The sequence below is a fragment of the Sphingobacterium tabacisoli genome, assembly GCF_017908035.1.
GTDB classification, from domain to species: domain Bacteria; phylum Bacteroidota; class Bacteroidia; order Sphingobacteriales; family Sphingobacteriaceae; genus Sphingobacterium; species Sphingobacterium tabacisoli.
In genome coordinates this window covers 1,402,240-1,421,260 of the sequence record NZ_JAEQMU010000001.1, presented here as the reverse complement: position 1 = coordinate 1,421,260, position 19,021 = coordinate 1,402,240, and the positions used below count along the sequence as shown (strand labels likewise).

Here is a 19,021-nt window from a genome sequence, read left to right as displayed (position 1 = left end):
GAATTCGATTAATTTTGTCACAATAAATTAAGGGTTTATCTACAGGAAGAGAGTCTCATTATTGTAAACGCTTAACAAGTTATGTCAAGAATTTTTATTCTAATTCCATTTATCTTTTTCTCCTGCGCAGGTGCATCGGATAAGAAAACCGTTCAAAATGACCAACCTATTACCAGGAGTGAGGAGATAGCAACTGTTAAAGATTACTCCTGCACGGAGTTGCTTACAGCACTTGTAAGGTCGAGTAATGCGCTCGCATTTGAAAGCTTTAATAAATCAGAGGTACAGGCAAGAATCACTTCGAGAACTTCTGATAAGCTGACGATAGAGCTATATACCATTGCTATTTCTGACCGTACCGGATCGGAACGGGAAATGGAGAATACTGTTGGTTGGCTGGAATTCTTTAGTCCAGGGAACAAACTCATGGACATCACCCATGATCCCGATAACCCGAAGGAGCTAAAATATGACAAGTCTATTCTTGAAGGGCATAACCTTTTGGAGTTATGCAACGTGGTGGCTACTCCGGGTAGACCTGCTCAACAGCGTGAATGGAGTGATGTGATGCTGGAAAAAGATATCCGGTTCAACGGTAAATTGGGTCGATACTTTACGCTTACGGAGTTTAAAAATAATTTCGGGAAGCCTGATAGCGTCAAATGGCTAAAAGATGAAGCTCCTTGTTTCACCATATTTGATACCGAAGCGCCGGACGATACCTACATCTATAAAGACGGCTCGCGCTTTGAAACCAGTAAAGACAGTGTGGCTGTAGATGAGTTCTGGTTTAAGAACGGAAACTTTATCACCTATAAAGGTATCAGAATAGACGCCAGTACCACGATGGAAGAGATACAGCGCCTTTTTCCTACCGCAGTGAAAGGAAGACTGGGGCTGGACAAAGAAGGGACGCTTTGGGTAATTAAGCTAAGGGAAGATGATACCGGTATTTCTGACGGGCATATCAAGCTGTTTTTTAAGAATGATAAGGTCTATTTTATGCACTGGTGGTTTCCTTGTTAGAATTTCTTTCGTAAGAAGGGAAGGTACTAATCGTATATTTTTAGGTGCATTCGTGTGGAATGGTCGAATCTTCTTGCTAAGTCGACTGTGAGCATTTAAATTCCGTCCACTTGGTCGAGTATCCCTTTTGCTTCACTAAGGTGGGATTCAAGGATAGGCAGGGTTGCTCGGGCAAATGTTTGTACGTCGCTATGATATACCTCGTTCTCATTTACGCTGACGATTCGGAATAGATTGACAGCTTCTTCATGCGAGCTCACCATCAGTTTTGCAAAATCGAGATCAAAATCCGAAACCGCTTGCTGTTGTAACTGACTGAGCTGTTTCTGGTGGGGAGTCAACAGCTCTTCAGGAACGATCCAGCTATTGGCAACGGCTATTTTTTTTATCTCTTCGGAGGTACCGCTGTGTTCTCTTGAGATTTCTTCGCCATAGTCCTGTACGTTGTCTGCTTGGCTGTTTTGCACAGCGAGGTTACCAGCGGCGATTTTGAGTTGTAAGGAACTGTGCGCTTTATTGATAAAACCTTGATTATCGTTGTAGGTACTATTATCGTCGTGACAGCCATAGAATAGGCCGGATGCCGTCAATATGACCGTAAAATAATAGATGATCAGTTTTGTCCGGAGAATCGTATCCATAGTTCTTTAGTTAGTGTGCTATTCTATAACAGCTATGTGCTGAAAAAGTTCACTGTTGACTATCAGTTTGTTAAATGTGTGGTTGGCCCAGAGAATGCAGATTGGATTTCTGGCTTAAATTAAGATTGGTTTTGAACTTTTGCTGTCAGTTCCTGTTCATTTCAATAAAATAACGCTAAAAAGAAAATGATATGGCACATTTAGAAGTACAGAGAAAGAATAGGACGGGCTGGTGGCTATGGTTGTTACTGGCAATCGTTGCATTGATTGTCGTCATGATGTGGATACGGGGACATAATACCGAAACTACTGGAGACACCGCAATAGTGGATAGCAATGCCGACCTTGCTTCGGATCAGGGAGAGGCTATTGCGATTACTGAGCCGGATTGGAATAGCATTGATTTCAATGTTCCGACAACTACTGATCCGGAGATTACAGATCCGGATATAGCTATACGGAAGGGAACGGACTACACCATTTATACCCTGGGCGAGAATATACTGTTCCCAAAAGATCACAAGAATATACAGTCTGCTTCGGAACCAAAATTGAGAGCGATCGCCACGATTCTTAAAAAGCGATTTGATGGTGCGTACATAGGAGTATATGGAAGTGCAGACGCTACAGGTAGCCCGGCCCATAATAATACACTGGCGGCTGATCGTGCGACGGAAGTTAAAAACTGGCTGTTCGACCACGGCGGGATAGATTATCGGAAAATTTCTGTTCATTCTATAGGTGAACGACAGCCTATTGCAAGCAATAAGACGGCGGAAGGTAGGGCGCAGAATCGCAATGTACAGATTGTGGTATTTGAAGATGCAACACGAGAAAAGGAAATTAAATAAGAAGGACTATGGAACATCAAGAAATAAGAAATAACCGCCTGATCGAATTGACAGGCAGTGATTATGAGATTGTAGACGGAGAGCCTGATATCAGGGGCTGGGAGGTCAAAGACCTACAGGGAAAGAAAATTGGTGAGGTAGATGAACTTTTATTTGATGAGGTATCACAGCGTGTGCGCTACATCGTGGTAGAGGTGGATTATGACAATTATTCTGCGGGGCTGGAGAAACAGATTCTGATACCGATCGGAATAGCAACATTTAGCAAGGAGGAGACCAACGAGGTAGACCATACGCCATCTGCGATTGTAGACGATTCAGTACATCCTGAGAATATCCCACTACATGATGGTAGCAAGGTGACATACGACCTAGATGCGGATGTGGTAGTCGTACCGATTACCCTGCAACAGGTGATGCAACTGCCGTCTTACGAACCGGATTTTGTAAGTCCGAGCGATGAAATTGCTATTCGAAAGGTATTGGAGAGCACAGCTGCACAGAATTTTGTGATTACAGCAGGCGATTATGACCCGGAGGTATTCTATGATCATCCCCATTTTAATGGACAGCGACTATCAAATATAGGGCGTATGAGTCCAGGACATTATTAGACGAATTGACCCATCATCCTGCTTCGCTGGCTTTTCAGCGGAAGTAGGATGATATTTAAACACGTATAGTAGTGCAGTGCTATCGCGTATTTGTACTCTTTTTAATTAAAAAGCAATATTTTTTTAAACCAATTCACCCGTTTTACGCTCTATATTAAATAAAACAAATCATCCTGCTCTTTAAGATGAATCTTTTATATCGGGTTGAGATATTTTTTAGCGCTGAATCCGAATTAAGATGGAAAATAAAATACTGATCTGCGACACGAACCGAGACTTGGTACAAGTGCTCAAAACCATATTGTGCGAACTCACACCTGCTCATGTGCTATCCGAAGCCACGATTAAAGATGTTTATCAGCGGATACTTTTAGACCGGCCGGATGTACTGATTGTAGATCTGGGAATGCCGAATAGAAATGCGGATAAGCTGATGCAGGATATACGACATGAAGCTGGGAAGATCGAGCTACACATCATCTCGCTATCGGCTACGGCAGAAGGGATGCGCTTAGCTTTAGCCGCAGGGGCTGATGTATCTTTGGCGAAGCCACTGGATTTAGAGGAATTATTGGGCGAGGTAAACCTCGCGCTCCAATAATTTGCATTGTTCGATGGCTATTTAGTGGTCCGGTATTTCGAAATAATAAAACCGGATCCTGGCAGAGCTATTCTGAGATGCTGTTATCTTTCCATTCTTTTAGCTTATTATAGGTTTCCCGCTGGAGATTGGATTGCCGCTCAATGAGCGTCACTAGCTCTAGTGGTGCACCTGTAGATTCCTCTAGGGCCTGTCGGTATACTTCGCTGAATTCCTGTTCTCCCTGATCGCAGCTATCTAAGATAGAAGCTAGAGTGTGGGACGAAAGTGTCGATTTTAAGGTCATCCAGGCGCGGAACAGCTTGCCGCTATCCCGGGTGTTCTCTGTGGGCTCGCTACCACTTTGTACTACCAGCGGTGCTAGTTCGTTTTTGAAGGTCAGGGATTGGTCCCTTAAGAATTCAAAAGCCTGACGTACGCCAATCGCTTCTTTATTAGGGAGCAGGGCGATGGCCGTTTCATAGCCCTCAATACGGTCATTGTTGATTTCGATCAATCTGTTGATTAAAGCTGTGTGATTGTATAACGTATTTTTCATGATGTTTTTTTATAAATGAACAGTTCTAATCCAGAATCGTTGTCATAGTATACTTGCACTCATCTAAAAGAGCTACTTTCTAAATAAATGATAAAGAAAATAAAAAATAAATGAACGTTTAGGGATTAAGGCTGTTCTATCTGCAGGACTGATCGATATACCGGTTATTCTTCTAGAACTTACTAATGCGCAATGTTAGCAAGGTTTAAAAACAGTATTAATGATTGGTGGTGTTTCTTATAGGGACACCACTTTTTTGTACAGAAGGAAATGTTATGATTGAAATGGACGACCTTATAGGACCTGATTCGAAAGGGGACTTTCTGATAGAGATAGCTATCCGAACGGTAATCATGTTTGTACTGATTCTCACGATACTACGTCTCTCGGGAAGAAGGGGCGTACGCCAGCTTACGGTTTTTGAGGTGGCTATTATCATCAGTCTGGGATCGGCGGCGGGCGACCCTATGTTTCAAAAAGATCTACCGATTGTATATGCTGTTATTGTCTTTGCCTGTGTGATGCTGGTGTACAAAACCATTACCTGGCTGGCATCCCGTTCTGAAAAGCTGACCCATGTACTGGAAGGCAAGGTATTGTCGGTAGTGAAGAACGGGACATTTGACCTACAGCACGAAGATGATAATAATTTTTCCAAAATGGAGTTTTTTGCGGAGTTGCGCAATCTCAATGTGGAGCATCTCGGACAGGTCCGTGATGCAGTGCTGGAGGTAGACGGTACGCTGAGCGTATTGTTCTATGCCGACGAAGAGGTGCGGTACGGGTTGCCCTTGTTTCCCGCTTCTTATAAAAAGGTAAATGTCAGCACGACAGAGGGACCGTTTGCATGTATGTACTGCGGTTATATTATGGGGCATATTATCAACGAGTCGAGGGGATGTACACGGTGCCATAAAAACAGCTGGGCGAAGGCATTGAATACAAAGCGGTATAGCTAATTATCTTTATTATCCTAATAACAACTAATATACAGTATATGAGTGAAAGCAACAGTTCTAAAAAAGTAAACGATCACCTGGCCAATGAGAGAACATTTTTGTCCTGGATACGGACCAGTTTAGGAATAATGGGCTTTGGTTTTGTAGTCGTTAAATTTTCACTGTTCATGCGGCAGATTACAGCCATGTTGAACCCGCAGGCGAGTGAGCCAGCTCCTCACGGGTACTCCAGTGAGGTCGGTACGGCAATCGTTATCATCGGAGCCATCACCGCAGTGTTGGCTTACCTTAAATACCGAAAGATCGGGAAGCAGATAGAAGAAGGAGAGTTTGTGCCCAGTTCCTCTATTATCAGTGTTATAGCGATATTGATTGCCGTGATCGGTTTTATACTGAGCTGGTACCTCGTGGATAGTTTTTAACTGTTTGTGAACTATTCGGGGCCTCTAGTGGTTCTGTAAATGACATACCTGGAATAATTATGGCAAAAGAACAGAAGAATATCATCAAAACACATTTTACAATATTGAAGAATGCCGTACTCGGATTTATGAATGAGTCGGCCTTAAAGTACAGCGCTTCTCTAGCCTATTACACGGTCTTTTCCGTGGGGCCGATTTTGGTACTAATGATCTCGCTGGCCGGTATATTTTTGGGCGAGGAAGCGATTCAGGGAAAGGTCTTTACGGAGCTCAGGGGACTGATCGGGAGTAGTGTGGCCTTACAGGTGCAGGATATTATCAAGAACCTGTCGCTCTCCGGTAAGTCGAATATGGCGCTGATTATCAGTGTGGTCACGCTATTGATAGGGGCTACGACGGTATTTGGAGATATCCAGAATTCCATTAATAATATTTGGCATGTGCGGCCAAAGGTCAAAAAAGGATGGCTGAAGATTGTAAAGGACCGCTTGCTATCCTCCTCACTGGTCATCGGACTTGGTTTTTTGCTGGTGGTGACGCTGATCGTCAATGGTATCGTGATGGCATTGACTGACCGCCTGCAGCGTTTCTTCCCGGATACTTCGGTGCAATTGTTTAATGGGATTAATTTCCTGGTGTCTTTTGGCATTATATTCCTCATGTTCTGTATCGTATTTAAGGTATTGCCGGATGTGAATATCAAGTGGCGTACAGTGCGCTCGGGCGCCCTATTTACGGCTGTTCTCTTTGTTATCGGCCATTTCCTTATCGGTCTGTATATCGGAAATTCGGATACAGAAAGTACATACGGAACAGCCAGTGCGATTGTACTCATTTTGCTATGGGTGTACTATACCTCCGCGATTCTCTATTTTGGTGCAGTATATACCCGGGAATATGCGATCTGCAAAGGAACACCTATAGAGCCTTCGGAATTTGCGGTTTATGTAGAGGTGAGAGAAATAGAACGGGAGGTGCGTGTGGTACCGCCAGCGCCGTTGACAGAGGATGACAAGGCAAAGGGAAACCGAGATGGGGTGTAGGTGTTTGTACGTAATCTGTCGTAACTAATACGGATTTGCCCCCGTCTGGCTCAACGCCTTGGACTGTTGGGGGTTCTCCAAGTAATAAGCATTAAATACTTAAACATTGAGAACTATGGCAACAACAACAAAAACCCCAACAAAGGCTCAAACCAAGACTGCGACCAAGAGTGCCACTGACACTAAAGCAAAGACAAACGCTGGTACTACCGCTGGCAAAAAGGCTCCAATGAAAGAGGCACAAAAGGAAAAAGCAAAATCAGGTGCTGCAAAGAACTTACAGGACTTATTTGAAGATGGACTGAAGGATATATTCTGGGCCGAGAAAGAACTGTTGAAAGCATTGCCTAAAATGGAGAAAAATGCAACCTCTGAGCGATTGAAAAAGGCGATTACGCAGCATATAGAAGAGACGGAGATGCATGTACAACGCTTGGAGCAGTGTTTTGAGAGTATGGGACAAAAGGCGAAAGCAGAGAAATGCGATGCTATGGCCGGACTGATTGATGAGGGAAGGAGTATCATGGAGGAAACAGAGGCAGGAGCGGTACGCGATGCCGGCATCATTGCAGCGGCGCAGAAGGTGGAGCACTACGAGATAGCGACCTATGGTACACTGGCTGCATTTGCGAAGGTATTGGAATTGGAAAAAGCACTAAAACTATTGCTGCAGACATTGAAGGAAGAGAAAAAATGTGATGAATTACTGACCAGTTTGGCAGATACGAATCTGAATTCAAAAGCAGAATAATATAAACAAGCTATTAGGCCACCCAACATAACGATTCTCGATTATTAATTGTTTTACACGCTGTTTGAACAAGATGAATTTAGGGTGGCCTATTTATTATTTTTATTACAGTATTCATTATGGAACAGGTCCTCAACCAACGGAATATTAAAGTGATAAAGAGTGTGCAGGCGCCGGATAAGCTGACTCATACCGAGGTATTGTATGGGGAATATCCAGACGACGGGGAGGTATTAAAAGTCCTACGTAATTTGGAAGATCAGTATAGTGAGAATCCATTGTATGAGAAACTGCACGGTTATAAGGAGCGGTTATCATTAAGCTTTAGACACCGTGATTCACAGGAAATCATTAGCTTCAGTACCGAAGATTAATTATTCTCAAAGGCACTTAGTTTTGGAAAAAAAAGACGTACTAGGGTGCCTTTGCCTTCTTTGCTCGAAATATTGATGGTGCCTCGATACCGCTCGAGAAGTCGCTTGACCAGGCAAAGTCCGATGCCGGTACCTTGCTGCTTGGTGGCATTGCTGCCACGTCCATGTACACAGAATATCTGATCTAGTTCATCCTCTGGAATACCTATACCATTGTCTCGGATAAAATAAACTACTCCTCTGTCAATCTGCTCACTATAGATTTCGATTTCGGGTTGCTGTACGCAGGTAGAATACTTGACCGCGTTGCTGATGGTATTAATGAAAATCTGATAGATCGCACCGATATCACCGTATACGGGTAGGAGTTGCCCCAAGGAAATATTGCCCCTGAATTGGGGATAGAGTAGTTTGACTTCTTGACACCAGGTGGCTATTCGATCGTCGAGCTGGTTCATCTCCTGAACATTAGCGATGGAACGCGCTGCGCTGAGTTGTACGGTTTGATTGACAATGTTTTCGACATTGTTCAGTGCTTGAGCGATGGTGTCGTACCATTGTAGATTATGGAAGGCAAGGACGTCTTTTTGGCTTTTCAAATAACCGATTCCCATTTTCGCAATGGATAAGGGATTTTTGAGGTCATGGGAAAGCGTATACGTGAGTGTCTCCAAATCATTGTTGAATGAAAGCTGCTCTTCACGTAAGCGCAGTTGACTGGTGGCAATCTGATGTTTAGTGACATCCGTGGCGGTATGCAGGATGGCGTACGTAACGCCCTCTGAATCGACTAATGCTTTGTATTCAAAATCAAAATAACGGGTGTATTTACTAGCACCATCCACAATTACAGCCGGTGTGTCTGTCGCACGGTAAGTGATGCCTGTGTGCCATACCTTTTGTAGGATGCTGGCAAAGCCTTCTTCCGTAAAACCCGGAAAAACATCTGAAAAATGTTGGTTTAATATCTCTGGTCCCCTGCACCACATCTTAAGCATGGCCGCATTGGCATAGGTAATCCGTAAATCTGCTGTATTATAGATAGCCGTGGCTAAAGGACAATGGTCCAAAACGTCTAATAGATTCAGATTTATGTTTTCCATAGTAATCTTAGGATATTGTCCAAACTCTTACAAAACACAAACCATGCCAATTGTGTGAAGTTTATCGTGATGTGCTGTTTGAAAGCTGTTGTATATGAGTGTTATAACGTGTGTTTCTGACACTGCTTCTGCTCCGTTTGATTTTCTAACGCTATATCTTCTTCAGGTTCATCCGGCCGGTCTTTAAATTTTAAAATAAACAGTGAACCTTTACCCAGCTGGCTTTCGATCTGAAGCTGTGCCTGTAGCCGGTCGGCGATACGCTTGGCCACGGATAGGCCTATGCCTGCGCCTTCAAATGCTAAGGCATTGCTCGTCCGTTTGAAAATTTCGAATACAGTATCCAGCTCTTCTGCCGGAATACCGATACCATTGTCGATGATGCGGTAGGTGATATGCCCTTCGCCTTTATGACTTTCTATATGTACCTGGGGGCGTTGTTTTCTGCTGCTATATTTGATGGCATTGGTGAGTACACTGGAAAATAACTGATAGACCAGGTTCGTTTCACCTAAAAAAGGGTGTAATTTGCCAATTTTAATATCCATCGCCACATTGGGGTACGCTTTTTTTCCGTCTGTAATGATTTTATGGATCAATACTTCGGGGTCGACCAGGCGGGGGGTGAAGTCGAAACTCTTGGATTTTGAAAATTCCGAAATCCGCTGCATCATATCGGACATGAGCTGAACGGCATCGAGTACGTTGCCACTTATTTTTTTGAGAAATTCGTCTGGGAGGTTACTGCGCTGTTGGATAATCTGGGCTGCCAATTTGATGGCCGAAAGCGGATTTTTGAGGTCGTGGCTCAGGGTATGGCTATAGGTATCGAGGGTACTGTTCAGCTCGACGAGTTTTTCATTAAGCACCTGGATTTCTGACATACGCTTCATGACGGCATCCTGTACAGTATAGCGTACGCGCCGCATAAACAAAAGCTCCCGTTTTTTCCAGGATGGGGCCTGTCCCTGTATGGTCTGTTTCCAGGCTTCGAAAGAAGTGCGTAGGGAAGGATGGTTCAGTCCTGTACTCGTATCGTAGCGGTAGTGTTTCTCGGGGTTGCCTGCCCATGTTTCTTCGGCTTCAATAGCCTTACGGAACCAATAGAGGGTCAGCCGGGGAATATTCAAGATATTGACCTTGGCTACGCCTGGGAATAAAGGTCCATCCGGATTGTCAACTTGTATCTGCTGATAGGCAGCAAGTTCCTTTTTACCCCGCAGGCTAATGATCTGCTGTATCTTTTCGAAATGCTCCCGGTCAGGGCATGAGCCGTAGCGGTAAGTGCCTTCGGGATGATGGATGATCAGCCCATCCGCGCCGGCCATCTCGCACATAGGGCCTGCATGATCGCACAGTACAGCCCGGATATCAGGATTTACCAGTAGTTTTTCCTTGAGATCCAGTTCCAGGGTTTTGATACGCTTATTGTACTGTAAATCTAAATTGCGCTGATAGGCGAGAAACCTATTTACGGTATATTGTACGAGGAATACGCAGAGATGCCGCTGGCCGAGGTCTATCATCCGGGGCTTACGGTGCTGGCAGGTGACCAGTCCCCATAGGTGTCCGTCGACTAAGATGGAAAAGCTGGCACTGGCCTCTACTTCTGCGTTACGTAGGTATTGTAAGTGTATAGGGGAGAGTGCACGTATGCTGCATCGCCCAATATCGAGTGTGCCGATATCCCTGCCCAAAATAGGATAGGTAGGTGCATTGACGTCTACCGTATGCCTCGCAATAAATTGGCTGTACAACTGTCGCGCCTGTGGCGGAATATCGGACTCGGGGTAGCGATAGCCCAGCAAGGAGGACATATCATCGGCCGTTTTCTCGGCGATCACCTGGCCACTGCCGTCATCCATAAACTTGTAGATCATCACACGGTCGAAGCCGATAACATGGTAGATGCTTTCGCATAGCGCAAACCATAGGTTTTCGCCGGCCGCATCTAAACTACGTGCATGAGAGTATAATTTGGTGCTACTGGGTTTGGAGGGATTGAATTGCTCAAACTCCAGGTAGAGTAGCCCTTCTCGTTGATGTATACTCAGGTAAAAGGGAGTGCTTTGGATGGTAACTTCGGATACTTCCCGGAATAAAGGGTCTTTTTCGAACGAGGAAAAGAGCTGTTGGAAATTGATCGGAGCTAAGGATAGTCTGTCCAAGCAGACGGCAATGGGAGATCCTAAAAGATCCTGGGCAGAAAGGTCTAACCACTCTGCAACGTTCTCGCTTGCAGCCGTGCAGGAGAGGTCCGGATCGAATACCAATAAAAAACCAAACTCTTGAACTTGACCACAAAGATGAATCAGTTCATCTTCACAGCGCATTGATATTTTATCCATAGCGAGACCTCCAAACGTTAAATATAGGTTATTATATTCACTTTTCAAATTTGCCTTCTCTAGGATCATCTACCAGGGAATATCCCCGTAGTCCGGTCCGGTACAATTGTACTAACCGTTTGCTGTTCTTTGATTTAGAAGGATTCCTGTCCTCTTTTTTACCTTTATCGCTCTTTTTCTGTTTCTCTTTCATTATCTGTAGTATAAGGCGTTTGAACTAAATAACTTCTTTTTTGGCACTTGGTTCGTAACAATATGAAAGATGCGTGTTTATACTTGGTGATAGCCGTATAAAACACCCTAATTTTTCTTTGCTTCAACCCTGGAGCTATTGTATTGTTCGCTATGGAGAAACAGAAACTTATATATAAACGAGAGAGCTATGAAACAGATCTTATTCAGTATAACTATGCTTGCTGTTTTAGGAACAGCGGCATGTGGAAACAGGGACAATAAAACGGACGGTGCGGATAGAAGTGAGCGTATGCCGGATAATACTTACGATAGTCCGATCGATACTTCGGCGATATCGACAAAAGATAGTATTGACAGTCTGATACCGCCTATGCCTATCATGCCCTGATATAGTCCGTTCTTTTAATTTAAATAGAAAAGCTTAAATAGAAAAGCGGAGCGATTGCATGTCAGCAAAGCTCCGCTTTTTTCCGTAAATGAGCATTGAATTTAGAAAAAATGGAACGAGGAAACGGGGTGCTCCTCGTACTGACCTCGCACGATAGACTGGGTAATGCGAGCGAAAATAATAGGGTTAGGGTAAATGTGAAAAAATGTTAAAATCCAATGAACTCTTTTTCTATTGGCTTGTTCTTATAAGTAACAATTAAGCTGATAAATATGATTAAGAAACGTGTTAGAGACCTATTGGTCAATCTGAAAATGGAAGGATATGATATTCTTAAAGCCTATGTTGGAGCACGGGATTCGGAAACATACTGGCTTCCCGAAAAAGCGGATAGTCTACAGGACTATATGTTGCATTGTAAGATCACCGGCTCGGAAGATGCCCCATTGCTACGGATAGATGATGTACTGCAGGCAGAATCACCTCAAGTGCGTTTTGATGGTATTGTTCGTTACCGCGGGAAGAGCATACGCTAGTAAACAGGATAAATCGCGTATTAGTACGGTAAAAGGGGAGGAGACTACCCCTTTTTTGTTTCATAGCAATGATTAAGGGAAAGTTAGGGCATAAATAGTTTCACTCTTGTTATAGTTATACTATTGTTCGTTTATTAATTGGTATCTTTACATACCCTTCAACATGCACGCCTTGTAATGGATATAAGACCACAGTATGCAAGGACCTTTCATTTAATTGTAAAACAATGACACCCAAAAAGAATAAAGTGGTAGCTTTCCTATCTACTTTCCCCCCCCGTGCTTGTGGAATAGCTACCTATACGACGGATCTAATGCAGGCTATTGAGGACAAGTTTGGTGCTTGCTACGAATTACTATCTATACCAATCGAGAATGATGATAGGCACTATTCGTATTCTTTTGAGGCGTGGTATCGGCTGAAGTTGTGGCAGGTCGGGTCTTTTGAATGTTTATCAAAAATGCTAAACAGTTCGTCGGATATCGATATTCTGTGCATACAGCATGAATTTGGACTCTTTGAAAAGAAGGAAGCTGCATTTCTGTCTTTTTTAGCCCGACTAAATGTAAAAGTTGTGATAACTTTTCATACGGTCTTACCCCAACCCGAAAAATGGCTTGCGGAAAAAGTGTCTATGATAGCAGATAAGTGTGAAAAGATAATCGTGATGACACAGAATGCTGCGAACATTTTAATAGATGCTTATCACATTTCGGATAACAAAATCCGGGTTATAAAGCATGGAACGCACTTGGCACCTGCAAATAATAAGCTTGCTTTGAGCGATAAGATGGGACTGACAGATAGAAAAGTATTAAGTACATTTGGATTGTTGGGGCCGGGGAAGAGTATTGAAACCACATTGCTGGCTTTGCCTAGTATAGTATCAAAAACTCCTAATGTTATTTTTCTGATCATTGGTGTGACGCATCCTAATCTTGTATCGCAGGAAGGAGAAGCGTATAGAGATATGCTGAAAGAGATTGTGGAAAAGCATGATATTGGAGAGTATGTACGCTTTGTAGACAAATTTCTTTCGACAGAGGATCTTATCGATTATCTTTTAGTAACTGATGTGTACCTATTTACATCAATTAATCCGCTACAGGCAGTGAGTGGTACATTTGCTTATGCGCTTAGCTCAGGATGCCCTATCGTGTCTACGCCTATACCTCATGTTCTTGAGGTTTTGGATGAAGATATGGGAATTATAATCGACTTTGCTGCCCCTGATCAATTGGCAGCCGCTGTAGGTGAAATTCTAGCGGATGAGACACGGCTAGATCGAATACGGCATGTCAATCTTCAAAAAACCTTGCCTACTTCATGGCAAAATAGTGCCATAGCTCACGTCAATTTATTTGAAGAATTACTGGAAGAAAAGACGACAGCTCTAGTGTATTCACTCCCAAAAGTCAACCTTTCCCACGTCTACCGCATGACCACAGATATAGGCTTTATCCAATTTGCTAACGGGAGTAAGCCGGATCTTGAAAGCGGCTATACCTTGGATGATAATTCAAGAGCTCTAATTGCGATGCTCCATCATTATAAAAAATACCCAAAGAAAGAGCATTTGTCTTATATAGAGAAGTACCTGACCTTCATAGGGTATTGTATGCTTAGAAATGGGACATTACTAAATTACGTGGATAAAGATGGGACGTTCACCTCACAAAATCGGGATGAAAATCTGGAGGATGCCAACGGTCGTGCTATCTGGGCGTTGGGAGAGATAATCGCAATGAGCGAAAGGCTTCCAGAGAGCTTCGTAGAAAAAGCTAAATTGCTCCTTAATCAGGCATCTGAGAATCTCTTGGGATATCGTTCTACCAGATCTATGGCTTTTATTATCAAGGGATTGTCGCTTTTGAATGAAGATGTTTATCAAAGTATGATAGAGACGCTTGCGAATCGCCTTTGTGAAATGTTTGAGCATGAGAGTACCCCTCACTGGCAATGGTATGAGAGTTATCTTACTTATGCAAACAGTGTTATACCAGAGGCGTTACTTTGCGCTTATTTAAAAACGGGACGGTCTATTTATAAAGTTGTGGCTTATCAATCTTTTGATTTTTTAATGAACATGATAATGATTGACGGAGAAATACATGTTATTTCCAATCAGGGATGGAAAAGTAGAGGACAGGTACAAACCGAGCCTCAGGGAGGAGAGCAACCTATAGATGTGGCGTATACTATTATTGCTTTGGATAGTTTTTATAAAGAAAGCCAGGATAGTAGATATAAGCATTTCCTGATAGCGGCATTTGATTGGTTTTTAGGGCGAAACCATCTTGGGCAGATTATGTACAATCCAGTTACGGGGGGATGTTTTGATGGACTTGAAAAAGAGACAACAAATATCAATCAAGGAGCGGAATCAACATTGAGTTATTTGTTAGCTAGGCTGAAAAGGGAGGAATATACTACTATCATTCAATAAATACGGTTCTGATAAATTATTCCATTGAATATCAAATATTAATGGTATATTTATATTAACGGTCTGCACATTACTTAACCCATTAGTGGACTTATCCATTAAATTAGATGAACGCTTCTAGCGATGTAAGTTGAAGATTATAACTTCAAACCATTTTTTAATATCCTGTATATTCCATCATTTAATTAAAATATTAACTCAACAATTGTCTCCCTTATATTTCAATAGTTGGATGCCGTGGGGCGACTATAGTGTCAATCATAAAAATATATATCATGAGTAAAGAACAGAAGAAAACTAAAAGTACAAAAGAAAAGAAGCAGTCTTCTTATCAACAGGATAAAGATTCAACATCTAAAGAAACTCCTGTGAATGTATTTAGTAAAAAAAAGAAGTAGATAGTATGATGGGGGCAATATTAATGTCCCCATTCTAACATTAAACTGATGAAATCATCGATAAAATTTAGTAATGCAGACGCATCTTTTTCTAAATCGCTAAGACACAAAGTGAATGTCTACTTTACAGCGAACGGAAAATCACGAACAGGGGATTGGAGAATATTTCTGAAAGCGGTCATCCTGTTGATGTCGATGGTTGTTCTCTACACCTTATTGCTCGTTATTCAGCCTTATTGGCTTATCAGTATCCTACTGTGTATTATTCTGGGGGTCAACATTGCGGCCATAGGATTTAATATTATGCATGATGCTGGACACAATTCTTTCGCAAAAAGAACAGGAGTTAATAACTTCTTCTCCTACACCCTCAATCTGGTTGGAGGCAATATCTATCTCTGGAAGCTTAAACATAATATTGCACACCATACCTATACGAATATCGAAGGTGAGGACCACGATATTGAAATCAAGTTTATGCGTATACATCACGACCAAGAGTTGAAAAAACACCATAAATTTCAACGCTTCTACTTCGTTTTTCTCTATGGGATATCCTATCTGGCATGGGTTTTCTTTCAGGATTATGAAAAATACTTCCGCCAAAAGCTAGGCAAAAAGTCTGAGAAGTTTAAATTGCCCCTCAAAGAGAAGGTTATATTCTGGACAAGTAAAATTGTACATTTATGTTTGTTTGTCGTTATACCCATAATTACCGTTGGGCTTGGGCCTGCTTTGTTAGGCCTATTGATAACGGGCGGAGCCTGTGGCATTTGTCTCGCTGTAGTTTTCCAGTTGGCACATGTCGTGGAAGGAGTTGAATTGGCAACAGTAAGCGAGGGGCTTATAGAGGACGAATGGATGGTACACCAGTTGAAGTCTACAGCCAATTTTGCTATTGGTGATAGGGTACTGACATGGCTACTGGGCGGTTTGAATTTTCAAGTTGAACACCATTTATTTCCACGTATCAGCCATGTGCATTATCCAGCAATCAATAAGATCGTAAAAGAAACGTGTGAGGAGTTTGAAGTGAAATATGTGGAATTCAAAACGTTTGGTGGTGCTTTTAAGTCACATCTCTTAGCAATACAGCGAATGTCGATATAGATATTCGATTTTTACGACCTTTTTTACATTAACAATTGACTGTTTTTGTAATCTATACAAATTTATATACTCCTAAAATTATGGATAGTAAAACGGTGTTGCTTTTTGACGATGATATTCAAATTCTAGAAGTTTGTACGATGATATTAGAATTTGCAGGTTATACGGTCGTCGCTTCTGCGAATGTAGTCAATGTTGTAGAGCAAATAATAACTGCTAATCCCGATGTTATTCTGATGGACAATTGGATACCGGATATCGTTGGGATTCGTGCTGCCTAGCTTATCAAAGAGCATTTGGAATTTGTTAATATCCCAGTGGTGTATATTTCTGCTAATAGGAATGTTGTAATGCTCTCGAAACAAGCAGGATCCGATTGTTTTTTAGCAAAGCCCTTTAATATTGATCAATTGGAAAAAGTAATAGGAGTTTGTCCACATTTTCTTGGAGCCAATTATTCTCTAATTTAAGCTGATCCAATTTGTCGTTGATTGCATTGGTATTTTACATGTCAGTGGGGAGGTTGTTATTATTAATTATGAAGGTAGTGAATATTAGCATCGTATGTTGTGTACTCAAGCGGCTTTATTTTACAAGTTATTGTATTTTAGTTGATTTTCCTTAAAACTAAAAATGTGCATGGCAATGAGAAGGTGCCTCAGGTATCATAATAAAAAATATTATGACAAGAGACAACGTGGGGCATTTTACTGTTCGCTTCTTCATATAATGTACCATATCTTGAATACTAACATTGTCTTTATAAAAGCATAAGTATGTAGTTTTATAAAGAAATAGTTATTATTTAAAAATAAAATGAGGTAGTAAGCAGCACGAAAGAGGCATATATATTCCCTCTTTTGTCCGTGTAGGAGATAAACAAATAAATTAGTATAGTGGTGTGGCTAAATCTGGAGCTTTTTTAGCTGCGTGTCATTGAGTAGCTGATTGGAGGTCAGAAAGTCTTTTACCTGTTTTTTTACTGGTGTAGAGGGGAGAGATTCCCAATGTTTGGTAATCTGATCCACATCCTCTTGGATATTGGTGTTGTATTTAAGTATCCCAGGTGCATGTTGTTGGATGGTGAGGCGTAAGAAGTGGATCTCTGGATCTCCATAGCGTTTTTGTAAAGCGTTATCCATAAGATTTTTCCCCTTTTTAAAGCTGTTGAGTTTGCTCAATGGAGCGCTAAGGTATTGGGCCCATAGCATATGGTAGGCTCCATGGTAGGCCATTTCTATCGGAGATTCACCTGAAGAATCTTTTATGCGTTCTATTTCCTGCTTACAGATGGATTCTTCCTGGCTTGCTGCAAGGTAGTTTTTTCTTAACTGATCGACATTGGATTGGAGCGACATGCTGGTCGCGAATAACAGGCTAAGGCCGTAGTAAATCATCATATTCATAGAAAAGTTGTTTTAATAATGATGTTCCAGCTTTCCTACATAGGATAGCTAGAGGTCTTAGTAAAAACGTACGATCGGTTATATAGTTCATTTACGTGATTTTTAACGTATAAAAATCGATTAAAAGGTGTAAGATACCTCGGTGTAACGTATAAATACTGGAAAAACAAATTATAGCAACCAATGTTTTGCTGGCGTGTTCGAAAGTTGTAAAAAAAGCAAATTGAAGTTAAAAATTAAGAAGATAACTCCATGAAAAAGTATTTAAACTGGGCTGTTGTAATTCTAGGGATTATAACATTTATGTCTTTCGGACAGCAAAATCCGGAACAGGACTTTGTCAACAAGGCGGTGATGGCCAATCAATATGAAGTTGCGCTAGCACAACAAGCAGGACAAAGGTCGTCTAATGAGGGGATTAAGGCATACTCGCGTATGCTGGTTGACGAACATCAACAGATCCTGAATGAGTTGCGGCAGTATGCAGAAGCTAAAGGATGGACTATATCTACTGAGCTAGATCAAAGCCATCAGGGACAATTGGGAGTATTGGAAGGAACCGAAGCAGGACAATATGATCAGGCGTTCAAGGATGCTGTGGTAGCTTCTCACGAAAATTCGATTGCATTGTATGAGGGGGTGAATGGTGATAATACGATGACCGACGAAACGTTGAAGATATGGGCCGCGGATAAATTGCCTACGTTAAAGTCTCATCTAACGCAGGCTCAGGAATTAAAACTGGATGATACTGCTCCTGTAAATAAAGAGACTCCCCCGATTGTAGATACGGTCAAGAATAATAAAATGTAAGGAATATGGCGACAAAAGATGAGAATAAATTGGTAGGGAATAAGATGCAGAAGACTAAAAAGGTACGCTTGAGCAGTGAAGGGAAGGTGCTGGAGGATGTAGATGCCAAACATGACGGTGATGCAGAAGCAGGAGTGGATCCCCAAGACGAACAACTCAATGATATGCCCAACGATCCAACGGATAGACCGCTTGAAAAGCGGCATAAAGAAAAAGGAACCTAGGTTCCGAGTATAGCTGTTATAATGGGAAGCGTGTCGGATAATACCGGCACGCTTTTTTTTATTCTTCGTGGTTGTCTACCTGATTCGGATTAGGAGGAAGTGGATTAGTATCTTTTTCTGGACGCTTGCCTGTATTATCCTCTACCTTGGTCTTCTGATTGCGGTCTTTGTACTCTTGCTCTTTTTCCGTTGTCGTTTTGTTGTTTTTCTCGTTTTTCATGTGTTCTATTGTT

General features: G+C 42.0%; 24 protein-coding genes. 17 read left to right on the top strand and 7 right to left on the bottom strand.

The annotated features are described in order from the left end of the window. Positions 1 to 81 precede the first annotated feature (81 nt). Positions 82 to 1,026 carry a hypothetical protein gene (locus JKG64_RS05975; protein WP_210353407.1) on the top strand — a complete coding sequence of 315 codons (945 nt, stop codon included), beginning with the start codon at positions 82 to 84 and terminating at the stop codon, positions 1,024 to 1,026. Positions 1,027 to 1,121: 95 nt separating this feature from the next. On the opposite strand, the gene JKG64_RS05970 is transcribed toward JKG64_RS05975, so the two are convergent. Then, the gene (locus JKG64_RS05970) at positions 1,122 to 1,667 is read right to left on the bottom strand and encodes a DUF4142 domain-containing protein (protein ID WP_210353406.1); all 546 of its coding nucleotides are present in this window, start codon (positions 1,665 to 1,667) and stop codon (positions 1,122 to 1,124) included. Positions 1,668 to 1,858: 191 nt separating this feature from the next. On the opposite strand from JKG64_RS05970, the gene JKG64_RS05965 reads away from it, so the two are divergent. From JKG64_RS05965 to JKG64_RS05955, 3 genes are all read left to right on the top strand, one after another. Further along, a complete protein-coding gene (locus tag JKG64_RS05965) occupies positions 1,859 to 2,518 on the top strand; it encodes an OmpA family protein (RefSeq protein ID WP_210353405.1) in 660 nt (219 codons plus the stop codon). 8 nt (positions 2,519 to 2,526) lie between these two features. Continuing rightward, positions 2,527 to 3,132: a PRC-barrel domain-containing protein gene (locus JKG64_RS05960; protein ID WP_210353404.1), complete on the top strand. Its 606-nt coding sequence runs from the start codon at positions 2,527 to 2,529 to the stop codon at positions 3,130 to 3,132. Positions 3,133 to 3,370: 238 nt separating this feature from the next. Then, positions 3,371 to 3,733: a response regulator gene (locus JKG64_RS05955; RefSeq protein ID WP_210353403.1), complete on the top strand. Its 363-nt coding sequence runs from the start codon at positions 3,371 to 3,373 to the stop codon at positions 3,731 to 3,733. Between the two features lie 67 nt (positions 3,734 to 3,800). Here the strand turns inward: JKG64_RS05955 and JKG64_RS05950 are convergent, their stop codons facing one another. Then, the gene (locus tag JKG64_RS05950) at positions 3,801 to 4,271 is read right to left on the bottom strand and encodes a PA2169 family four-helix-bundle protein (RefSeq protein ID WP_210353402.1); all 471 of its coding nucleotides are present in this window, start codon (positions 4,269 to 4,271) and stop codon (positions 3,801 to 3,803) included. Between the two features lie 275 nt (positions 4,272 to 4,546). Here JKG64_RS05950 and JKG64_RS05945 point away from each other — a divergent pair, with 275 nt between their 5' ends. The 5 genes from JKG64_RS05945 (at position 4,547) to JKG64_RS05925 (ending at position 7,820) form a co-directional block, all read left to right on the top strand. After that, on the top strand, positions 4,547 to 5,230 hold the full coding sequence (locus JKG64_RS05945) for a DUF421 domain-containing protein (protein ID WP_210353401.1): 684 nt from the start codon (positions 4,547 to 4,549) through the stop codon (positions 5,228 to 5,230). 38 nt (positions 5,231 to 5,268) lie between these two features. Continuing rightward, positions 5,269 to 5,652: a YidH family protein gene (locus JKG64_RS05940; RefSeq protein ID WP_210353400.1), complete on the top strand. Its 384-nt coding sequence runs from the start codon at positions 5,269 to 5,271 to the stop codon at positions 5,650 to 5,652. A 59-nt stretch (positions 5,653 to 5,711) separates the two neighbouring features. Then, positions 5,712 to 6,695: a YihY/virulence factor BrkB family protein gene (locus JKG64_RS05935; RefSeq protein ID WP_210353399.1), complete on the top strand. Its 984-nt coding sequence runs from the start codon at positions 5,712 to 5,714 to the stop codon at positions 6,693 to 6,695. Between the two features lie 115 nt (positions 6,696 to 6,810). Next, entirely contained in the window at positions 6,811 to 7,446 is a 636-nt protein-coding gene (locus tag JKG64_RS05930; RefSeq protein WP_210353398.1) for a YciE/YciF ferroxidase family protein, read from the top strand. A 119-nt stretch (positions 7,447 to 7,565) separates the two neighbouring features. Then, on the top strand, positions 7,566 to 7,820 hold the full coding sequence (locus tag JKG64_RS05925; protein WP_210353397.1) for a hypothetical protein: 255 nt from the start codon (positions 7,566 to 7,568) through the stop codon (positions 7,818 to 7,820). Here JKG64_RS05925 and JKG64_RS05920 read toward each other — a convergent pair. The 3 genes from JKG64_RS05920 to JKG64_RS05910 form a co-directional block, all read right to left on the bottom strand. Further along, positions 7,817 to 8,923: a sensor histidine kinase gene (locus JKG64_RS05920; RefSeq protein WP_210353396.1), complete on the bottom strand. Its 1,107-nt coding sequence runs from the start codon at positions 8,921 to 8,923 to the stop codon at positions 7,817 to 7,819. The two genes, JKG64_RS05925 and JKG64_RS05920, sit on opposite strands and share 4 nt — an antisense overlap. 101 nt (positions 8,924 to 9,024) lie before the next feature. Continuing rightward, positions 9,025 to 11,271, bottom strand: a complete 2,247-nt coding sequence (locus JKG64_RS05915) for an ATP-binding protein (protein WP_210353395.1) — start codon at positions 11,269 to 11,271, stop codon at positions 9,025 to 9,027. Between the two features lie 37 nt (positions 11,272 to 11,308). Further along, positions 11,309 to 11,464: a hypothetical protein gene (locus JKG64_RS05910; protein ID WP_210353394.1), complete on the bottom strand. Its 156-nt coding sequence runs from the start codon at positions 11,462 to 11,464 to the stop codon at positions 11,309 to 11,311. Positions 11,465 to 11,653: 189 nt separating this feature from the next. Between JKG64_RS05910 and JKG64_RS05905 the strand changes: the two genes are divergently transcribed. The 6 genes from JKG64_RS05905 to JKG64_RS22995 all read left to right on the top strand — a co-directional run bounded on the left by JKG64_RS05905 (position 11,654) and on the right by JKG64_RS22995 (position 16,626). Continuing rightward, on the top strand, positions 11,654 to 11,854 hold the full coding sequence (locus JKG64_RS05905; protein WP_210353393.1) for a hypothetical protein: 201 nt from the start codon (positions 11,654 to 11,656) through the stop codon (positions 11,852 to 11,854). Between the two features lie 272 nt (positions 11,855 to 12,126). Then, positions 12,127 to 12,390, top strand: coding sequence for a hypothetical protein (locus JKG64_RS05900; protein WP_210353392.1), 264 nt, complete (start codon positions 12,127 to 12,129; stop codon positions 12,388 to 12,390). 227 nt (positions 12,391 to 12,617) lie between these two features. Continuing rightward, the gene (locus JKG64_RS05895) at positions 12,618 to 14,837 is read left to right on the top strand and encodes a glycosyltransferase (RefSeq protein WP_210353391.1); all 2,220 of its coding nucleotides are present in this window, start codon (positions 12,618 to 12,620) and stop codon (positions 14,835 to 14,837) included. Between the two features lie 275 nt (positions 14,838 to 15,112). After that, a complete protein-coding gene (locus tag JKG64_RS23155; protein ID WP_262897754.1) occupies positions 15,113 to 15,235 on the top strand; it encodes a hypothetical protein in 123 nt (40 codons plus the stop codon). A 48-nt stretch (positions 15,236 to 15,283) separates the two neighbouring features. After that, a complete protein-coding gene (locus tag JKG64_RS05890; protein WP_210353390.1) occupies positions 15,284 to 16,345 on the top strand; it encodes a fatty acid desaturase family protein in 1,062 nt (353 codons plus the stop codon). Positions 16,346 to 16,425: 80 nt separating this feature from the next. After that, the gene (locus JKG64_RS22995; protein ID WP_246512486.1) at positions 16,426 to 16,626 is read left to right on the top strand and encodes a response regulator; all 201 of its coding nucleotides are present in this window, start codon (positions 16,426 to 16,428) and stop codon (positions 16,624 to 16,626) included. Positions 16,627 to 17,250: 624 nt separating this feature from the next. On the opposite strand, the gene JKG64_RS05880 is transcribed toward JKG64_RS22995, so the two are convergent. Further along, positions 17,251 to 17,751 (bottom strand): hypothetical protein, encoded by a 501-nt coding sequence (locus tag JKG64_RS05880; RefSeq protein ID WP_210353389.1) that lies wholly within the window; start codon positions 17,749 to 17,751, stop codon positions 17,251 to 17,253. Between the two features lie 252 nt (positions 17,752 to 18,003). Between JKG64_RS05880 and JKG64_RS05875 the strand changes: the two genes are divergently transcribed. Next, positions 18,004 to 18,564, top strand: coding sequence for a DUF4142 domain-containing protein (locus tag JKG64_RS05875; protein WP_210353388.1), 561 nt, complete (start codon positions 18,004 to 18,006; stop codon positions 18,562 to 18,564). Between the two features lie 5 nt (positions 18,565 to 18,569). Then, positions 18,570 to 18,788 carry a hypothetical protein gene (locus tag JKG64_RS05870; protein WP_021072030.1) on the top strand — a complete coding sequence of 73 codons (219 nt, stop codon included), beginning with the start codon at positions 18,570 to 18,572 and terminating at the stop codon, positions 18,786 to 18,788. Between the two features lie 58 nt (positions 18,789 to 18,846). On the opposite strand, the gene JKG64_RS05865 is transcribed toward JKG64_RS05870, so the two are convergent. Then, the gene (locus JKG64_RS05865; protein WP_021072029.1) at positions 18,847 to 19,008 is read right to left on the bottom strand and encodes a hypothetical protein; all 162 of its coding nucleotides are present in this window, start codon (positions 19,006 to 19,008) and stop codon (positions 18,847 to 18,849) included. Positions 19,009 to 19,021 lie beyond the last annotated feature (13 nt).

Coding starts and splice junctions, on each gene's coding strand:
- JKG64_RS05975 (WP_210353407.1), top strand. CDS start 82: ATGTCAAGAATTTTTATTCTAATTCCATTTATCTTTTTCTCCTGCGCA.
- JKG64_RS05970 (WP_210353406.1), bottom strand. CDS start 1,667: ATGGATACGATTCTCCGGACAAAACTGATCATCTATTATTTTACGGTC.
- JKG64_RS05965 (WP_210353405.1), top strand. CDS start 1,859: ATGGCACATTTAGAAGTACAGAGAAAGAATAGGACGGGCTGGTGGCTA.
- JKG64_RS05960 (WP_210353404.1), top strand. CDS start 2,527: ATGGAACATCAAGAAATAAGAAATAACCGCCTGATCGAATTGACAGGC.
- JKG64_RS05955 (WP_210353403.1), top strand. CDS start 3,371: ATGGAAAATAAAATACTGATCTGCGACACGAACCGAGACTTGGTACAA.
- JKG64_RS05950 (WP_210353402.1), bottom strand. CDS start 4,271: ATGAAAAATACGTTATACAATCACACAGCTTTAATCAACAGATTGATC.
- JKG64_RS05945 (WP_210353401.1), top strand. CDS start 4,547: ATGATTGAAATGGACGACCTTATAGGACCTGATTCGAAAGGGGACTTT.
- JKG64_RS05940 (WP_210353400.1), top strand. CDS start 5,269: ATGAGTGAAAGCAACAGTTCTAAAAAAGTAAACGATCACCTGGCCAAT.
- JKG64_RS05935 (WP_210353399.1), top strand. CDS start 5,712: ATGGCAAAAGAACAGAAGAATATCATCAAAACACATTTTACAATATTG.
- JKG64_RS05930 (WP_210353398.1), top strand. CDS start 6,811: ATGGCAACAACAACAAAAACCCCAACAAAGGCTCAAACCAAGACTGCG.
- JKG64_RS05925 (WP_210353397.1), top strand. CDS start 7,566: ATGGAACAGGTCCTCAACCAACGGAATATTAAAGTGATAAAGAGTGTG.
- JKG64_RS05920 (WP_210353396.1), bottom strand. CDS start 8,923: ATGGAAAACATAAATCTGAATCTATTAGACGTTTTGGACCATTGTCCT.
- JKG64_RS05915 (WP_210353395.1), bottom strand. CDS start 11,271: ATGGATAAAATATCAATGCGCTGTGAAGATGAACTGATTCATCTTTGT.
- JKG64_RS05910 (WP_210353394.1), bottom strand. CDS start 11,464: ATGAAAGAGAAACAGAAAAAGAGCGATAAAGGTAAAAAAGAGGACAGG.
- JKG64_RS05905 (WP_210353393.1), top strand. CDS start 11,654: ATGAAACAGATCTTATTCAGTATAACTATGCTTGCTGTTTTAGGAACA.
- JKG64_RS05900 (WP_210353392.1), top strand. CDS start 12,127: ATGATTAAGAAACGTGTTAGAGACCTATTGGTCAATCTGAAAATGGAA.
- JKG64_RS05895 (WP_210353391.1), top strand. CDS start 12,618: ATGACACCCAAAAAGAATAAAGTGGTAGCTTTCCTATCTACTTTCCCC.
- JKG64_RS23155 (WP_262897754.1), top strand. CDS start 15,113: ATGAGTAAAGAACAGAAGAAAACTAAAAGTACAAAAGAAAAGAAGCAG.
- JKG64_RS05890 (WP_210353390.1), top strand. CDS start 15,284: ATGAAATCATCGATAAAATTTAGTAATGCAGACGCATCTTTTTCTAAA.
- JKG64_RS22995 (WP_246512486.1), top strand. CDS start 16,426: ATGGATAGTAAAACGGTGTTGCTTTTTGACGATGATATTCAAATTCTA.
- JKG64_RS05880 (WP_210353389.1), bottom strand. CDS start 17,751: ATGAATATGATGATTTACTACGGCCTTAGCCTGTTATTCGCGACCAGC.
- JKG64_RS05875 (WP_210353388.1), top strand. CDS start 18,004: ATGAAAAAGTATTTAAACTGGGCTGTTGTAATTCTAGGGATTATAACA.
- JKG64_RS05870 (WP_021072030.1), top strand. CDS start 18,570: ATGGCGACAAAAGATGAGAATAAATTGGTAGGGAATAAGATGCAGAAG.
- JKG64_RS05865 (WP_021072029.1), bottom strand. CDS start 19,008: ATGAAAAACGAGAAAAACAACAAAACGACAACGGAAAAAGAGCAAGAG.